This window comes from Streptomyces sp. NBC_00358 (assembly GCF_036099295.1).
Classification (GTDB): Bacteria; Actinomycetota; Actinomycetes; order Streptomycetales; family Streptomycetaceae; genus Streptomyces.
On record NZ_CP107976.1, the window covers coordinates 8,194,952 to 8,211,090 of the forward strand.

General features: G+C 71.4%; 10 protein-coding genes and 1 pseudogene. 7 read left to right on the forward strand and 4 right to left on the reverse strand.

What is annotated here, in order from left to right; genetic code table 11:
* Nucleotides 1–54 precede the first annotated feature (54 nt).
* The 4 genes from lnt (at nucleotide 55) to OHT01_RS35100 (ending at nucleotide 5,373) form a co-directional block, all read left to right on the forward strand.
* Nucleotides 55–1,668, forward strand: coding sequence for an apolipoprotein N-acyltransferase (gene lnt / locus OHT01_RS35085; RefSeq protein WP_328557132.1), 1,614 nt, complete (start codon nucleotides 55–57; stop codon nucleotides 1,666–1,668).
* Between the two features lie 78 nt (nucleotides 1,669–1,746).
* Nucleotides 1,747–2,220, forward strand: a complete 474-nt coding sequence (locus OHT01_RS35090) for an NUDIX hydrolase (RefSeq protein ID WP_328557133.1) — start codon at nucleotides 1,747–1,749, stop codon at nucleotides 2,218–2,220.
* 60 nt (nucleotides 2,221–2,280) lie between these two features.
* Nucleotides 2,281–3,081: a 3-hydroxybutyrate dehydrogenase gene (locus tag OHT01_RS35095; protein ID WP_328557134.1), complete on the forward strand. Its 801-nt coding sequence runs from the start codon at nucleotides 2,281–2,283 to the stop codon at nucleotides 3,079–3,081.
* 351 nt (nucleotides 3,082–3,432) lie between these two features.
* Nucleotides 3,433–5,373 carry a helix-turn-helix domain-containing protein gene (locus OHT01_RS35100; protein WP_328557135.1) on the forward strand — a complete coding sequence of 647 codons (1,941 nt, stop codon included), beginning with the start codon at nucleotides 3,433–3,435 and terminating at the stop codon, nucleotides 5,371–5,373.
* Between the two features lie 90 nt (nucleotides 5,374–5,463).
* On the opposite strand, the gene OHT01_RS35105 is transcribed toward OHT01_RS35100, so the two are convergent.
* Complete coding sequence (locus OHT01_RS35105; protein ID WP_328557136.1) at nucleotides 5,464–6,852, reverse strand: MFS transporter; 1,389 nt, start codon at nucleotides 6,850–6,852, stop codon at nucleotides 5,464–5,466.
* Between the two features lie 720 nt (nucleotides 6,853–7,572).
* Between OHT01_RS35105 and OHT01_RS35110 the strand changes: the two genes are divergently transcribed.
* A complete protein-coding gene (locus OHT01_RS35110; RefSeq protein ID WP_328557137.1) occupies nucleotides 7,573–8,757 on the forward strand; it encodes a type III polyketide synthase in 1,185 nt (394 codons plus the stop codon).
* Nucleotides 8,758–8,927: 170 nt separating this feature from the next.
* Here OHT01_RS35110 and OHT01_RS35115 read toward each other — a convergent pair whose 3' ends face one another.
* The gene (locus tag OHT01_RS35115) at nucleotides 8,928–11,093 is read right to left on the reverse strand and encodes an ATP-binding SpoIIE family protein phosphatase (RefSeq protein WP_328557138.1); all 2,166 of its coding nucleotides are present in this window, start codon (nucleotides 11,091–11,093) and stop codon (nucleotides 8,928–8,930) included.
* Nucleotides 11,094–11,563: 470 nt separating this feature from the next.
* Between OHT01_RS35115 and OHT01_RS35120 the strand changes: the two are divergent.
* Nucleotides 11,564–11,858: pseudogene (locus OHT01_RS35120) on the forward strand (acyl-CoA dehydrogenase); the annotation flags it as partial.
* Nucleotides 11,859–11,982: 124 nt separating this feature from the next.
* Here OHT01_RS35120 and OHT01_RS35125 read toward each other — a convergent pair.
* Nucleotides 11,983–12,273 carry a hypothetical protein gene (locus OHT01_RS35125; protein WP_328557139.1) on the reverse strand — a complete coding sequence of 97 codons (291 nt, stop codon included), beginning with the start codon at nucleotides 12,271–12,273 and terminating at the stop codon, nucleotides 11,983–11,985.
* A gap of 353 nt (nucleotides 12,274–12,626) precedes the next feature.
* Between OHT01_RS35125 and OHT01_RS35130 the strand changes: the two genes are divergently transcribed.
* Nucleotides 12,627–14,645 (forward strand): hypothetical protein, encoded by a 2,019-nt coding sequence (locus OHT01_RS35130; protein WP_328557140.1) that lies wholly within the window; start codon nucleotides 12,627–12,629, stop codon nucleotides 14,643–14,645.
* Nucleotides 14,646–14,961: 316 nt separating this feature from the next.
* On the opposite strand, the gene OHT01_RS35135 is transcribed toward OHT01_RS35130, so the two are convergent.
* Nucleotides 14,962–16,074 (reverse strand): aminotransferase class V-fold PLP-dependent enzyme, encoded by a 1,113-nt coding sequence (locus OHT01_RS35135; RefSeq protein WP_328557141.1) that lies wholly within the window; start codon nucleotides 16,072–16,074, stop codon nucleotides 14,962–14,964.
* Nucleotides 16,075–16,139 lie beyond the last annotated feature (65 nt).

Sequence of the window (16,139 nt, forward strand, 5' to 3'; positions counted from 1 at the left end):
GGACCGAGGAGACCGAGCTGTCGGCGCGCAGGTCAAGCGCCGTACACTCCCCGGGTGACCGCCACCGCAACCACCGTAGACGAGCCGGAACAGCTCGAACCCCAGGCCGTGCCCGCCTCGCGCGGTGCCGCCCTGGTGCGTCGCCTCGTTCCGGCCGCCGCCGCGGCGCTCTCCGGAGTGCTGCTGTACGTCAGTTTCCCGCCACGCACCCTGTGGTGGCTCGCCCTGCCTGCGTTCGCGGTCTTCGGCTGGACTCTGCGCGGTCGCTCCTGGAAGGCCGGTCTCGGCCTCGGCTATCTGTTCGGCCTCGGATTCCTGCTGCCGCTGCTGGTGTGGACCGGCGTCGAGGTCGGCCCCGGCCCCTGGCTCGCGCTCGTCGCCGTGGAGGCGATCTACGTCGCTCTCGTCGGCGCCGGGATCACGGTCGTCCAACGGCTGCCCGGGTGGCCGCTGTGGGCGGCTGCCCTCTGGATCGCCGGAGAGGCGGCACGCGCGCGTGCGCCCTTCGGAGGCTTTCCCTGGGGAAAGATCGCGTTCGGGCAGGCCGACGGTGTCTTCCTGCCGCTCGCCGCGGTCGGTGGTACTCCGGTGCTCGGCTTCGCCGTCGTGCTCTGCGGCTTCGCGCTGTACGAGCTCGTCCGCCTGGCCGTCGAGCGGCGTGGCACCGGTGTCCTGCACCGGGGCGCGGCCGTGGCGGCGCTGCTCAGCATCGCCGTCCCCGTCGTCGGAGCGTTCGCCGCGCGGATGCTGGTCAGCGACAAGGCCGAGAACGGCACGGCGACCGTGGCACTCATCCAGGGCAACGTCCCGCGCGCGGGACTCGACTTCAACTCCCAGCGCCGGGCCGTCCTCGACCACCACGTACGGGAGACCGAGCGGCTGGCCGCGGAGGTCAAGGCGGGCAAGGCCGCCCAGCCCGACCTGGTGCTGTGGCCGGAGAACTCGTCCGACATCGACCCGTTCGCCAACTCCGACGCGCGCTACGTGATCGACGAGGCGGCCAAGGCGATCGGTGCCCCGATCTCCGTCGGCGCGGTCGTCAAGCGCCACGACAAGCTCTACAACGAGCAGATCCTGTGGGACCCGGACAAGGGCCCGGTGGACACGTACGACAAGCGCCAGGTCCAGCCGTTCGGCGAGTACCTGCCGCTGCGCCCGCTGCTCGGGGCCATCAACAAGAACTGGACGAGCATGGTGCGCCAGGACTTCAGCCGCGGCACCGAACCGGGTGTGTTCAAGATGGACGGCACCGGGGTCGGCCTCGTCACCTGCTACGAGGCGGCGTTCGACTGGGCCGTACGCAGCACCGTCACCGATGGCGCGCAGATCATCTCGGTGCCCAGCAACAACGCGACCTTCGACCGCAGCGAGATGACCTACCAGCAGCTCGCCATGTCCCGGATCCGCGCCGTCGAGCACAGCCGCACCGTCACGGTGCCGGTGACGAGCGGTGTCAGCGCCGTGATCATGCCGGACGGAAGGATCACGCAGAAGACCGGGATGTTCGTCGCCGACTCGATCGTCCAGAAGGTGCCGCTGCGTTCCTCCGAGACCCCGGCCACGAAGCTCGGCATCATCCCGGAGATGGTCCTGGTGCTGGTCGCGGCGGGCGGCCTCGGCTGGGCGGCGGCCACAGCGGTGCGCGCGCGGCGGAACACCGGCGCCTAGAACGGGGCTCCCGGGTCCGCGCAGGTGAGGCCTCCGGGTCCGCGTCGGATGGCGGAACGGCGCCGATAGGGTCGGACCATGGCTACTCCCGACTTCATCCGCGCGATCCGGGCCTCCGCGGGCCATCAGCTCCTCTGGCTTCCCGGGGTGAGCGCCGTGGTGTTCGACGACGAGGGCCGAATTCTGCTCGGGCAGCGTTCGGACAACCAGCAGTGGGCGCTCATCTCCGGTATCCCGGAGCCGGGGGAGCAGCCGGCGGCCTGCGCGGTGCGCGAGGTGTACGAGGAGACGGCCGTGCACGTCGAGGTCGAGCGCGTCGTGATGGTCCAGGCCGGGGAGCGGGTGACCTTCGCCAACGGGGACGTCTGCCAGTTCATGGACACCACGCTGCGGTGCCGTGCCGTCGGCGGTGAGGCCCGCGTCAATGACGACGAGTCGCTCCAGGTCGGCTGGTTCGCGGTGGACGCCCTGCCGAAGCTGAGTGAGCACGCCCTTTCGCGGATCAAGCAGGCGCTGGTTGACGAACCCACATGGTTCGAGCCTATGAACTAAGGGCGAAGTATGTGCGTTGCTCACATCGGGTGGCGGGCGGCCGCTGCCTAGGGTCGAGGCATGACCGCGCCCAGCGCCCGCCCGGGCCTCCATGCCTCCGCCCTCGACCTCGGGGGCCGTACCGCCCTCGTCACCGGCGCCGCGAGCGGCATCGGCCGCGCCTGCGCGTTGCGGCTCGCCGCCGCCGGAGCCAAGGTGAGAGCGGTCGACCGGGATGCCGCAGGCCTGGAGACCCTGGCCGAAGAGGCCCTCGGCCTGGCCGGGACCGTCGAGGCGCAGGTCCTCGACCTCACCGACCTCGACGCGGCGGAACAGGCGGCGGCCGGCACCGATGTCCTCGTGAACAACGCCGGACTGCAAATGGTCCGTCCCGTCGAGGAGTTCCCGCCCGAGGTGTTCCACACGGTACTGACCGTGATGCTGGAGGCGCCGTTCCGGCTCATACGCGGCGCCCTGCCTCACATGTACGGGCAGGGGTGGGGCCGAATCGTCAATGTCTCCTCCGTCCACGGTCTGCGGGCCTCGGCGTTCAAGTCGGCGTACGTCGCCGCGAAGCACGGGCTGGAGGGCCTCTCGAAGACGGTGGCCCTCGAAGGAGCGCCCCATGGAGTCACCTCGAACTGTGTGAACCCCGCCTATGTGCGCACCCCACTGGTCGAGAAACAACTGGCGGATCAGGCGCGGACGCACGGGATTCCGCGAGAGCGTGTACTGACCGAGATCCTGCTGCGGGACAGCGCGGTCAAGCGGCTCATAGAACCCGAGGAGGTCGCCGAGGCGGTGGCCTATCTCTGCGGCCCGCGGACGGCCTTCATGACCGGAACGTCGCTGCTGCTGGACGGAGGCTGGACCGCGCACTGAGCCCGGGCCCGGACTGCGCCGGAGCGGGGCCCGAGCCGGAATCGGCTGCCCGCCCCACCCGATTCGGCCTGAGCGGTGCCGGACCCGTGCGGTGCCGTGCCGGACCCGTGCGGTGCCATGCCGAACCCGTGCCGTGCCGTGCCCGTGCCGTGCCGTGCCGTGCCCGTGCCGTGCCGTGCCCGACCCGTGCCGTGCCCGACCCGTGCCGTGCCCGACCCGTGCCGTGCCGGACCCGATCCGTGGCGGACCCGAGTGGTGGCGGATTCGACCCCACCCCGACCTGTACGGGAGCCGGTCGTGAGTTATCCACAGGGCCGCGGTGCCGGCCCGCCGATGCGCGATCCTGTTGCCATGTCCCGCGATCACCTGCCATCAGCCGAGCGCTCCGCCGACAGCGCGGAAGCGCCGTTCCTGGAACTCCTGGCCAGGGGAGCGACCGCCGACGCCTACGAGCAGCCGGTGCTGCTCGCCCGCGCCGAGGGTCTGCCCACCGGGCGCGTCGCCGCGCTCGAACAGGCCAAGCTGCTCGCCCTGCGCGTGCGCACGGAGATAGAAGGGCGGCGCCGCCGCGAGGCCGAACTCTCCGCGCTCTTCGAGACGGCCCACGACCTGGCGGGCCTGCGCGACCTCGACGCCGTGCTCCAGGCGATCGTGCAGAGGGCCCGGTCCCTGCTGGGCACGGACATCGCGTATCTCAGCCTGAACGACGCGGCCAGAGGCGACACCTACATGCGGGTGACCGAGGGCTCGGTGGCCGCTCGCTTCCAGCAGTTGCGGCTCGGCATGGGGGAGGGCCTCGGTGGCCTCGTCGCGCAGACCGCCCGCCCGTACGTCACCGACGACTACTTCAAGGACGAGCGCTTCCAGCACACCCGGACCATCGACGCCGGAGTACGGGACGAGGGGCTGGTCGCGATTCTCGGCGTGCCGTTGATGATCGGCCCCCAGGTCATCGGCGTGCTCTTCGCGGCGGACCGCAGGGCGCGGGTCTTCGAGCGGGAGCAGATCGCCCTGCTCGGCTCCTTCGCGGCCCTGGCCGCCGCCGCCATAGACACGGCGAACTCGCTGGCGGAGACCCGCTCCGCCCTCGACCGCCTGGGCCGGGCCAACGAGATCATCCGGGACCGCAGCGCAGTGATCGAGCGCGCCTCCGACGTCCACGACAAGCTGGCCGAACTCGTGCTGCGCGGTGGGGGAGTCCACGACGTGGCCGCCGCCGTGTCCGAAGTCCTCGACGGCACGGTCGAGTTCATGGAACCCGGAGGTACACCAACCATCGCCGTGGAGGCGGCCCGCGCCGACGGCCACGCCGTACGGCACGGGGACGACTGGGTCGCCGCGGTGGCGGCCGGCGGCGAACTGCTCGGTGCGCTGGTACTGCGCGGGCATCCGGGTCTCGACCCCGTCGACCAGCGCACCCTGGAGCGCGCCGCGATGGTCACCTCGCTGCTCCTGCTCGCCAGACGCTCGGCAGCCGAGGCCGAACAACGGGTGCGCGGCGAGCTGTTGGACGACCTGCTGGAGGCCCGGGACCGCGATCCGAGGCTGCTGCGCGAACGGGCCGCGCGGCTGCACGCCGATCTCGACGGCCCCCATGTGGTGCTGGCCGCCCGGCTCGACGCCAATGCCACTGCCACCGTCGGCGGCGACGCGGACCAGGAAGCGGGCGCGCGCAGACGGCTGTGGTCTGCCGCGTCGCATCTCGCCACGACCCGCCACGGACTGGCGGCCGCCCGCGACGGCGGCACCGTCCTGCTGCTCCCGCTCGGGCCCGGCGACACAGCGACGGCACTGGCCCGACGAACGGCCAAGGAACTCGGTACCGCCGTTCACGACGCGGTCACCGTCGGTGCGTCTGCGCCCGTCGACCGGCTCGCGGCACGCCCCGAAGCGGTGGCCTCGGCGTACGTCGAGGGGCAGCGCTGTCTGGAAGCACTGCGGCTGCTCGGGCGGGCCGGCGACGGCGCGGCCGCCGGGGACTTCGGCTTCCTGGGCCTGCTGCTCGCCGGAGACCGGGACGTCTCCGGGTTCGTCGACCGCACGATCGGCGGAGTCGTCGCCTACGACGAACGGCGCGGTACCGACCTGCTGCGCACCCTCGACGCGTACTTCGCGAGCGGCATGAGCCCGGCGCGCACGAAGGACAGCCTCCACGTCCATGTGAACACCGTGGCGCAGCGGTTGGAGCGGGTGGGGCGCCTGCTCGGGGACGACTGGCAGAGCCCGGCCCGCATCCTGGAGATCCAACTGGCCCTGAGACTGCACCGGTTGTCCTCGGACACCCCGCACTGATCTCTGCGCACGGAGCTCTGTGCACGGATCTCTGCGCGCTGGTCCCCGCACGCGGCGGCGCGTACGGGGACCCGGGACAGCGGGCGCGGGTCAGACGGTACGGGCGTCCGCGGGTGAGGGGGATGCGGAGGTCCGCTCGTCGGGCGTGGCCTCGACATCCGCCAGATCGCGGCTGCGGGTCTCCTTCGCGAGGCCCACGGCGACCAGGGTCAGCACGACCGCCCCGATCACATAGAGGGAGATGGGAGTCGAGCTTCCGTACGAGGAGAGCAGGGCCGTCGCGATGAGCGGTGCGGGCGCGCCCGCCGCGACGGAGGCGAACTGGGCACCGATCGAGGCACCCGAGTAGCGCATCCGGGTCGCGAACATCTCGGAGAAGAAGGCGGCTTGGGGGGCGTACATGGCGCCGTGCAGGACCAGGCCGACGGTGACGGCGACGACCAGGTTCCCGAAGCCGCCGGTGTCGATCAGCGAGAAGAACGGGAACATCCAGAGGCCGATGCCCGCGGCGCCGAGCAGATAGACGGGGCGGCGGCCGATGCGGTCGGAGAGCGCGCCCCAGGCCGGGATGACGGCGAAGTGCACGGCCGAGGCGATGAGGACGGCGTTGAGCGCGGTCTGCCTGGACACGCCGGCGGAGGTGGTGGCGTACACGAGGATGAAGGCGGTGATCACGTAGTAGCTGATGTTCTCGGCCATGCGGGCGCCCATCGCGACGAGCACGTCACGCCAGTGGTGGCGCAGGACGGAGACCAGCGGAAGCTTCTCCGGCTCGTCCGTCCCGGTCGTCCCGCGGGCCTCGGCCCGCGCCAACGCCTCCTTGAACACGGGGGATTCATCGACAGACAGACGTATCCACAAACCGACGACGACCAGGACACCGGAGAGCAGGAACGGGATGCGCCAGCCCCAGGAGACGAAGGCCGCGTCCGACTGTGTGGCGGTGAGCAGCGACAGGACCCCGGTCGCCAGGAGTTGGCCCGCAGGTGCACCGGTCTGCGGCCACGAGGCCCAGAAGCCCCGCCGCTTCGCGTCACCGTGCTCGGACACCAGCAGGACGGCGCCGCCCCATTCGCCGCCCAGCGCGAAGCCCTGCACCAGGCGCAGCGTGGTCAGCAGCACGGGGGCCGCCGCGCCCACGGTCGCGTGCGTGGGCAGCAGACCGATCGCGAACGTCGCCCCGCCCATCATCAGCAGGCTCAGCACCAGCAGCTTCTTGCGGCCGAGCCGGTCTCCGTAGTGGCCGAAGACGAGCGCGCCGAGCGGCCGGGCCGCGAACCCGACGGCGTACGTCAGGAAGGACAACAGCGTGCCCACGAGCGGGTCGGAGCCGGGAAAGAACAGCTTGTTGAAGACGAGCGCGGCGGCCGAACCGTAGAGGAAGAAGTCGTACCACTCGATGGTGGTGCCGATGAGACTGGCGGCGACGATGCGCTTGAGGCTGGCGGGGGGTGGGGGAGCGGTGGTTCCGGAGGCCATGTGCGCCACTTCCTCGTGTGCGGTGGGGACGGGTACTTGTCGGCACACCGTAGGAATCCGCATATCAGCGGCACATGTGGTGGGACACCATAGTTCTGCGTGGAGAAGTGCGTGCGGCCACCATGATGGTGCCCCTGGAGCGTTTGTGAGAGCTCCCATTGGGCCCGCGGATGCGCTGTCCGAGTTCCGCTGTTCCGGCATGATTCGGTGGTGGGGTGCCGGCTCCCGTGCTGACTTGGTGCTGACCACGCTCCCGTGGACTCGGGCACCTGGGACTGATCGGCCCAGCTGCTGCGCAGTACGCGTGTGGCAGGTCTCCGCCGCCGAGGACTGACCACCGGGAGTCGTTCGATGCTGTGTCGCGTCATCAGCCGGGTGGCCTCCGACGGGGCCGCCTCCGTGGGACCGTCACGGCGGGCGCCGACACCGGCCCGCCGGCGGTGCGCGACCGGACCAGGCACCCCCCGACTGACGGTGGGTCAGGTAAGACCTGTGGAACCGTCCTGAGGGCCCCTCTGTTTCAGCGGTGTGTGCCGTATCACGCCCCCTAATCCGGCCCAAGTTGCCTTAGTCACAGCGCAAATGTCCCTTTTGCGTCCATGCTCGACCTGGACAGCGGCTCCCGAAGTGGAGTCCGTCGGCATGGGCGCGAAGTTCCAAAGCGGCCCATGGCGCAGCCCTCGTGACGTTCCTCCTTGTTCCCCTGGAAAGGTGCCCATCATGGCCGCTTACCTCTGTCCGCCTGCCGTGATACACGGCGAGCACGCCGTGGAGACCAGCCAGATCGTGGCGGAGGTGCGCGACCGGCACCCGCATGCGCCGTGGGCGCCGCGGATCGACGGCATCGCGGCCAGTACGGGCATCGAGACCCGCGGGTGGATGCTGCCGCTGGAGACCGCCGTCGCGCCCGGCGACGGCGGCGGCCTGCAGGCTGTCGGCATCGGGACCGCCCAAGAGGCGCTGGCACGCGACGGGTTCACCCAGCAGGACGTGGACCGCGTGATCGCCGCCCTCGAGGCGATACCCGCGCCGCAGACCGTCCAGGAGCGCACCGCGCCGGCCTGGGAGGCCGTGCAGTCCTACGGGGAGCGTGCGGCGCGCGGGGCCCTGCAGATAGCCGGGCTGGACCCCGCAGACGTCGACTGCCTGATCACCAGTCACTCCACCACCCCGGCGCTGCCCGGTCTGGACATCGCCCTGGCCAACAGGCTTGCGCTCCGCAACGACGTGATGCTGCTGCCGGCCACGCAGTGGGCCTGTGTCGCGGGGACCCGCTCCCTGGCCCTGGCGGCTGATCTCGTGGCCGCGGACCCCGATCGGGTGGTCCTGGTCGTGATCTCGGAGGCGCTGAGCACGACCTACCAGCCCGCGGACGACACCCTCGAGTCCCTGATCGTCCGGTTGCTGTTCGCGGACACCGCGGTCGCCGCGGTGGTCACGGGCCGCCCGAGGCGCGAGTCGGTGCTGCGGCTGGACGCGGCCTGGCACCACACCGTGCCCGACACCCAAGACCTGCACTGCCTGGAAACGCGGGCGGACGGCACCCACTTCGTGATGGATCGGCGCGGGCCGCGCGCCGTACAGGAGACGGTCACCGCGATGTGGGAGTGGCTGCGCCTCCGTTACCAGGACGACCCCGACTCCTGGCACCCCGACGTGCTGCTCGCGCACCCCGGCGGGACCCGGGTGCTGGAGTACATGGAGCAGACGATGCCCGACGCATGGCCGTCCGGGCTGCTCGACTACAGCCGGGACAGCTACACCAGCGGCAACCGCGGGGGCGCCGCCGTGTTTGACATCCTGAGGCGGGCGCACGACGCCGGACAGAAGTCGGGCAGTCGCGCCGTCCTGTACGCGGCGGCACCGGGCCTCACCGCCACCGCCCTGGAAGGGGAGTGGCTGTAGTGAGAGCCCGCGCCACCCGTAGCAGCGAACGGGCCGCCCGCATCACCGGTCACGCCTCCGGTACCGCTGAGGGCGTCGTCCGTACCGTCGGTGGCGCCGGCTGACGCGCACGCCGCCCTCGCCCTCGCCGCGCTCGCGTACGCCCGGCCGCGCCCCGCTCCGCAGCCGCGTCATCTTGCGACTTCCGCCCAGACCACCTTGCCGGTGTCCGTCCACCGCACCCCCCACCGGGTGGTGAGCCGGTGCACGACGTGCAGGCCACGCCCGCTGTCGTCGAGGAGGCCGCCCCGGCTCAGACGCGGCCTGCCGTTGCCGGTGTCGCCCACCTCGCACAGCAGGCCGTGACCACCGCCCCTGATCAGTCGTATCGTGATGGGACCGGCGGCAAAGCGCACAGCGTTCGTGACCAGCTCGCTGACCAGCAGTGACACGTTGTCCTGGGTGTCGCTCCTGGTGTGCCATTGCCGCAGCAGTGCGGAGACATGCGCGCGGGCACGGGTGGGCGCGTCGTCGCGAGCGGGTAGCCGCCAGGTCGCGGTGTCCCCCTTGCGGTAGCCGATCATGCGCGCGAGCAGCAGGGTCACGTCATCGCGCTGGCGCACGGGCGCCAGCCCGGAGACGACGTGCCGTGCGGCCTGCTGCAGGGCATCCCAGGGGTGCACCGAGGACACGGCATCCGCCAGCCTGCTGATGCCCTCGTCGATAGGCAGGGCCGGATCCTCCACCAGGCCGTCGGTGTAGAGGGCGAGCAGGGAGCCCGGGGGCGCGTCGAACGTGTGCACGTCGAACGGCTCCCGCAGCGCGAACTCGGCGCCCAGGCCGGGGTGAGGGCGGACCGCGAGCGGGCCTGCGTGCCCGTTCGGAAGCACCAGGACCGGAGGGAGGTGGCCCGCGCTGGAGAGCGACACGTGGTGGCTGACCGGGTCGTAGAGGGCGATGCAGCAGGTGGAGCCGAGGGCGCTGTAGCCGGCCGCCAGCCCGGAGTCCGCGTCGTCCAGCAGCGTCACGGTCTCGTCCAGGTGCTCCAGCACCTCGTCCGGTGCCAGCCCCGCGGACAGCAGCGCGCGGGCCTCCATGCTCAGCTGGCCCATGGTCGCCGCGGCTCCCAGGCCGTGCCCGACGACGTCACCGACCACCAGCGCGGTACGGCCGTCCGGCAGCGGAAAGCTGTTCACCCAGTCGCCGCCGACGCCCGCGCTGTCGGGGGTGGCGGGCTGGTAGACGCTGGCGATCTCAATGGTGTGGCCGCCGGTCCGGGGCAGCAGCCGGCGCTGCAACGCCAGCACCTGCGTGTGTTCGCGCTGGTGTTGACGGGCCAGGTCGACGTGATGGGCGGTCCTGGCCACCAGTTCCTGCAGGTCGAACAGCTCGCTGTCCCGGAAGGGGCGGTCCGCCCGCCGCCATACCTCCGCCACGCCCAGCACGACGGGTGGCGCGCTGTCCAGGACCAGCGGTACGCACGCCACACTCGCCGACCGGTCACCGGGCACCAGGGCACGGATCACTCGCTGACTGCCGAGCAGCCGCTCGATCGTGTCCCGGTCGGGTATGACGATGGGCTGCGGGGCATCGTCCCGCCGTACCGCCTGTGCCAGCAGCCGACTCGCGTCGCTCGGAAGATCGCCGCCCGGAGTCACGTAACCCTCGGGCCACGCCCGGTCCGGCACCAGGGCTGCCCGCCGTAGCCGGATGCGCCCGTGCGCGTGCTCGGTGACTCCCTCGCCCGTCCACACGGCGAAGTCGAGGTCGACGGCGGCCACGTCTCCCCAAGCCAGTAGGGACTCCGCCAGCGACTGCGCGGTCTCGCCGATGTCCAGCGAGGTGCCGATCGCGGTCTCGGCGGCGTACAGGTGCAGCCTCCTGGCCATGGCGATCACGGAGACGGTCAAGCCCTCCTGAGGCGCCGCGGCGGGCAGGATGCTCAGCGAGACCACCAGCTCCGACCCGTCGGCACGCCGCAGGCGCTGGATCCGGGCGACGTGTGCCTCACCGATCTCCAGGACCTGCCGCAACCGCCGTGTGACCGTCGGTACGTCCCCGGCGGGCAGGAGATCGGCGAAACGACTCCCGACCACGGCGTCCAGACCCGCGAATACGGGGGCGTCCAGATTGCAGCGGGTGATTCTCAGATCCTTGTCCAGGTTGACCACGCCGAGAATCTGATCCTGACGGTCGGCTGCCGGGTTGTCGGGTACGCGTTGGCGGGTGGCGCGGTTGCCCTGCGCCTTCGCAGGACCGGCCGCCGCTGCCGCTCCGCCGTGCGGGATGTAGCGCCCGAGGGCACTGCTCACCATGTCAAACGGCGAAGAGGACGAGGGGGAGGGTGTGGAGTCCATGCGGCTCTCTCGCAATCCCCGGCGCAGCGCCGGGGCTGTACTCGGACCCATGCGTCGGGGCACCGAGATCCCTGACCGCACACCTCATTGAATACCACCGGGGCCCGCTTCGCCCACACCAGCGGATCGCGCGGTGAACGCCGACCATGAGGGAATGCCGCGGCCGGTGGGGCCGAACTCACCTTGCCGGGGGCGTCGCCCGCCAGGATGCGACGACCGCCGCAGGCCCACCGGGCGCGGGCGCCGACGGTGATGGCCGGTCCGAGTTGGCTCCGGTCCGAGTTAGCTGTGGAGGCGCGCACAGGAGCAGCATGATCAGGCCGCCCCACGTTGTGCAGACCTGCCGCCCGCGGGATGCCGGGCACTGCGCTCGGCGGGGCGGTAGCCGGACCTCTCGTCAGCGTCTCCGACAGCGCCTCTCGGGACCGGTGGCACCACCCCCTGGGCCATCCGCTCCAATGCCGTTGCGCGCCGCCGCCCGCTCCAGCGCTGCGGAACTCCTCACTCAGGGAGAGGTCTCGCCTTCGGTCTGTCCGACAAGACCCACGACGCCGACATCCGCTCCACCGACATGCTGCTCGACCCCGAGCGCAACGGCGGTTTCCGGCCACCGGCTCCGAGTACTGCATCGGCAACGGCAACGCCGCCGCACTCGTCTCCGTCTTCGGCCGCCGCACCGACGTTGAGGGGCCCGACGGCTACGTCTTCTTCGCCGCCGACAGCCGACAGCCGACAGCCGACAGCCGACAGCCGACAGCCGACAGCCGACAGCCGTCACCCGGCGTCCGACCCATGGCGTACACCACGGCTTCGTCCCCTCCGGACTCGTTGCCATCGAGCTCGCCGATGGCGGAGTCTCGATGGCAGAGCCCGGGAGTAGAGGCGCTCCTCATTCCCCGTCAACAGGGCGACGAGCCCTGGTGAACAGTCCGCCCCGGGCCTGAAGCGTCGCACCGAGCAGGACGAGTCCCAGGGCGACGGTGGAAACAGCCAGCCCCGCTCCGGAGGAGACGTCGAGAAGTCTCGCTCCGCCCTCCAGGACGAAGCCGCCGCCCATCGCGGTCCGGCCCCAGCCGGCCAGAGGCGACCGCGTGTGCGGTGCGATTCCCCGGCCCACCAAGGTCAACACGCCTATGACCACGCCGAAGCAGCCGCAGCCCAGAATGATCCAAGCGGACATGGCACCCCTCCCGCGGGCAGGGTACGGCACGGACGAAACGGCTTCGACGTCGGCCTGACGGTGTCTCAGGACGTCGGCTCGGAGGAACGCGTATGCGGGTGCGGCCCGAGCGGGGAGTCGGGTGACCCGGGTTTCCTCGGTCTCGGTTTCGGCCTCTGAGCCGCCGCCGTTCCCTCCGGGCCTCCGTTCCTCCATGCGTCAATGGAAGGTGAATTTTTTCCGTGAGTCAGGTGTACAACTCTTCACCTTCTTACTGAGTCGAACTGGCGTACAGCAGTTCGCTCGCCCGGGCGAACGTCTTGGAAGAGGAAGCCCTACCCATGATGATCCGTCGGTTGTGTGGAGTCCTACGCGTGCGCGGGGTGATCGACCTGCTCCTTGTGCTCCTGCTCGGCGTCGGTTTCGTCGCGCTGCCGTTTTTCGCCCTGTTGCCGTCCCTGTGGGGTTTCGTGGCGGCGGCGACCGTGACGTATGCGGTGGACGAGGTACTGCATGAGCGCGCGCCGAGTTTCGTGCGCCGACTGGCGGCGCTCCACCTCGATCGCACCATGCGGTTCGCGATTCGTACGGTGATGCTGCTCGCGCTGGCCAGCCGGATGGACGCGCCGGGCGCGGTGCTGGTCACCGCCCTCGCCGTCTTCAGCGGTCACTTCGCGATGATGATGCTGTACGCGGCGGTGCACCATGCCATCCGCCGGCGCCGGGTGATGCCGCTGGTGGTGCGCAACCTCGACCTGAGCGAGCTGTCGATACCGCAGCAGCCGCCCGCCCTCCTGTACAGACGCCACCTGCGCAAGCTCCTCCACCTGGACCTGCCGGCCCACGCCGGACTCCTCGCCGCGCTCACCGCCGTCACCTGGGAGCCGGCCTACGCGGGCTTCGCGGTCACCGTAGGTGTGACCGTGGCGGGTGTCCTCGCGCTGCTGGACCAGTACCGCCGGGTGCGCCGGATGCCCGCACGGGACGAGGTCTTCGCCGAGGTCAACCGCCAACTGGACGGATACCGACCCGAGGTGGCGCTCTATTTCAGCTTCGCGGCCGTCTCGCGTGACTTCATGTACCAGGTCAACATGTGGATCGAGACGCTTGAACAGCTCGACCTGCGTCCGGTGATCATCCTTCGGGAGAACGCCTCGTTCCGTCATCTGAGCCGTACCTGGATCCCGGTGGTCTGCGTGCCGAAGGCCGACGACCTCGCCGAGCTCGAACTGTCCGGCGTCCGGGTCGTGTTGTATCCCGGCAACGCGGGCAAGAATGTGCACATGCTCCGCGTGGCCGAGGCCAAGCACGTCTTCATCGGGCACGGCGACAGCGACAAGCTCGCCAGCAGCAACCGGGTCAGCAAGGTGTACGACGAGATCTGGGTGGCCGGCCGCGCGGGCCGGGACCGCTACCAGCGGGTGCGGCACGCGATCAGTGACAGCGCGATCGTCGAGGTGGGCCGCCCGCAGCTGTCCCCGATCCGCCTGCACACCGAGCACGTCCCCGGCCCGCTGCCCGTCGTCCTCTACGCGCCCACCTGGGAGGGCTGGAGCGACGACGACTGCCACACCTCTCTGATCCCGATGGGCGTGCCCATCATCGAGAAGCTCCTGGCGGAGAACGTACGCGTCGTCTACAAGCCGCACCCGCTCACCGGCAAGCGCTCGGCCGAGGCGGCGGCCGCCGACAAGGCGATCCGCGAGCTGCTGCGCGCCGACAACGAGCGGCGCGACCCCGGGGCGGCGGAGACCGCGGCCGCCGTCGTGCGGCCCCGGCTGCGGGAGATCCGGGCCCGCCTCGACGAACTGGCCGGCCGGCAGCACGGCGACGACGCCCAGCAGATGCGCGAGGCCCGGGTTCCCGACCGTGCCGGGGCGGCCGAGTGGCAGGAACTGCGCGACGAGTGGCACCGGATCTTCTGGGAGAGCCAGGGCGCCGTCCGCCACAACGTGATTCTCGGTCAACTGCCGAACCTCTACGAGTGCTTCAACCAGGCGGACATCCTTGTCAGCGACGTCTCCTCGGTGGTCGCCGACTTCGTGGCCAGCCTCAAGCCGTACGTCCTCACCAACGCCCACGACCTTCCCGACGACGAGTTCCGGGCCGCCTACACCACCGCGGGCGGCGCCTACCTCCTCGACCGCGAGTGCACCCGCCTTCCCGAAATCCTCGCCTCGGTCCGCGCCCCGCACACCGACCCGATGGTCCTCGACCGCCGTGTCCTGAAGGAGTACGTCCTGGGCCCCGACGACCCCACCTCCATGGAGCGCTTCAACTCCGCCACCAACAGCCTGGCCGCGAAGGGCGAGGCGGAGCGGGCAGAGGCCGCGGAGGCACACCAGGGGAACTCCGCGACGGCGCTGGAGCGGACCGGGACCGGGCTCGGGTGACATGAGCGAGACGGCACACGGCCCCTTCGGTTGGGCCGTGTGCACTGCCCAGCCGTCAGCTGTCAGTCGCCAACCGCGTTCGTCAACCGTCGGCTGCCAACCGCCAACCGCCTTCGGTCAACCGTCGGTTGCCAGCCGCCAGCCGCCAGCCGCCAGCCGCCAGCCGCCAGCCGCCAGCCGCCAGCCGCCGGCCGCCTTCGGCCAACGGTCAACCGCCGGCCGTCAACTGCCGCTCGGTCGACCGCCGTTCGAGCAGGGGCGCGGTAGCCGCGCTCCGGGGTCGAGGCGTCCCGCCGTGTGCGTGTGGCGGTGCGCTTCAGTTCCCCAGTGACGAGAGGGCCGCGGCCACCCGTTCCGATGCCTCCGGCGGGGTCGAGGCGTGTGGGGAGAATCGGAGGGAATCGGCGCGCACCGTGGGAGTGACGCCCTCGGCGTGCAGCGCCTTCGCGACGACGGACGGTTCGTGGTCCGGCATCGTGAAGGAGAGGATGCCCGCGCGCCGGGCCGGGTCGGAGGGGGAGAGGACGCGACCGCCGTGCTCCCCGACCACCTCGGTGAGCTCGGTGACCCGCGCGGCGATCGCGGCCTCGATCGCCGTGACGGTGTGCCGTTCGACGAGGTCCAGCGCGGCCGCGAACGCGGCGGCCGTCACCGGGCTGAGATTGGTGATCGACCACCGTTGCGCGTCCGCGGCGGGCGGGTGCTCGGCCCCGTCGAAGAGGCCGACGTCCTCGACGCCCGTCCAGCCGGTCAGGACCGGCTCCAGGGACTCCAGCGCGCGATCCGACAGGACCGCGAAGCCGGTGGCCCAGCCCGCGCGGAGCCACTTCTGGCCGCCCGCGACCACGACGTCGGCCGCGTTCCAGGGCAGCTCGGCCACGCCGAACGCCTGGATGGCGTCCACGATCAGGAGCCGGTCCGGTCCGATGGCCTCGCGCAGCCCCGCCAGGTCGCAGCGGAAGCCGGTGCGGAAGTCCACGGCGCTGACGGACAGCGCGACGACGTCGTCGGTCAGGGCGGCGCGGACCAGGTCGGGGGTGACCCCGCTGCCGGGGGCCGGGTCCAGCCAGCGCGGCGTCGCCCGGCCGAGGTCGGCGGTGCGGCGCCACGGATAGTGGTTGGCCGGGAAGTCGGTGCGGGGTGCGAGGACCACACCGTCGCGGATGCCGAGAGCGGCGTGGAACAGTCCGGTCGACGCGTTCGGGAGCAGTACGGTGTGCCGGCCGTCGGTTCCCGCGAGACGTGCGGCCGTGTCCCGTGCGGCCCCTTCCGCCCGCATCAGACCGTCCACGGTGGTGTGATCGGCGCGGGCGGACTCCTCCAGGGCCCGCGCCGTTGCGGACACGGCGTCCCGCGACGGCGGGCCGAACCGGGCGAAGTCGAGGTACCCGGCGGGCGTGTCGAAGTGGGCTGCGTACGACGTGAGCACGGCGCTCGTCCTTCCGGGACAGTGCGGCGGTCGGGTCGGTCGACCGGTCGGGTCGGGGCGGGGGT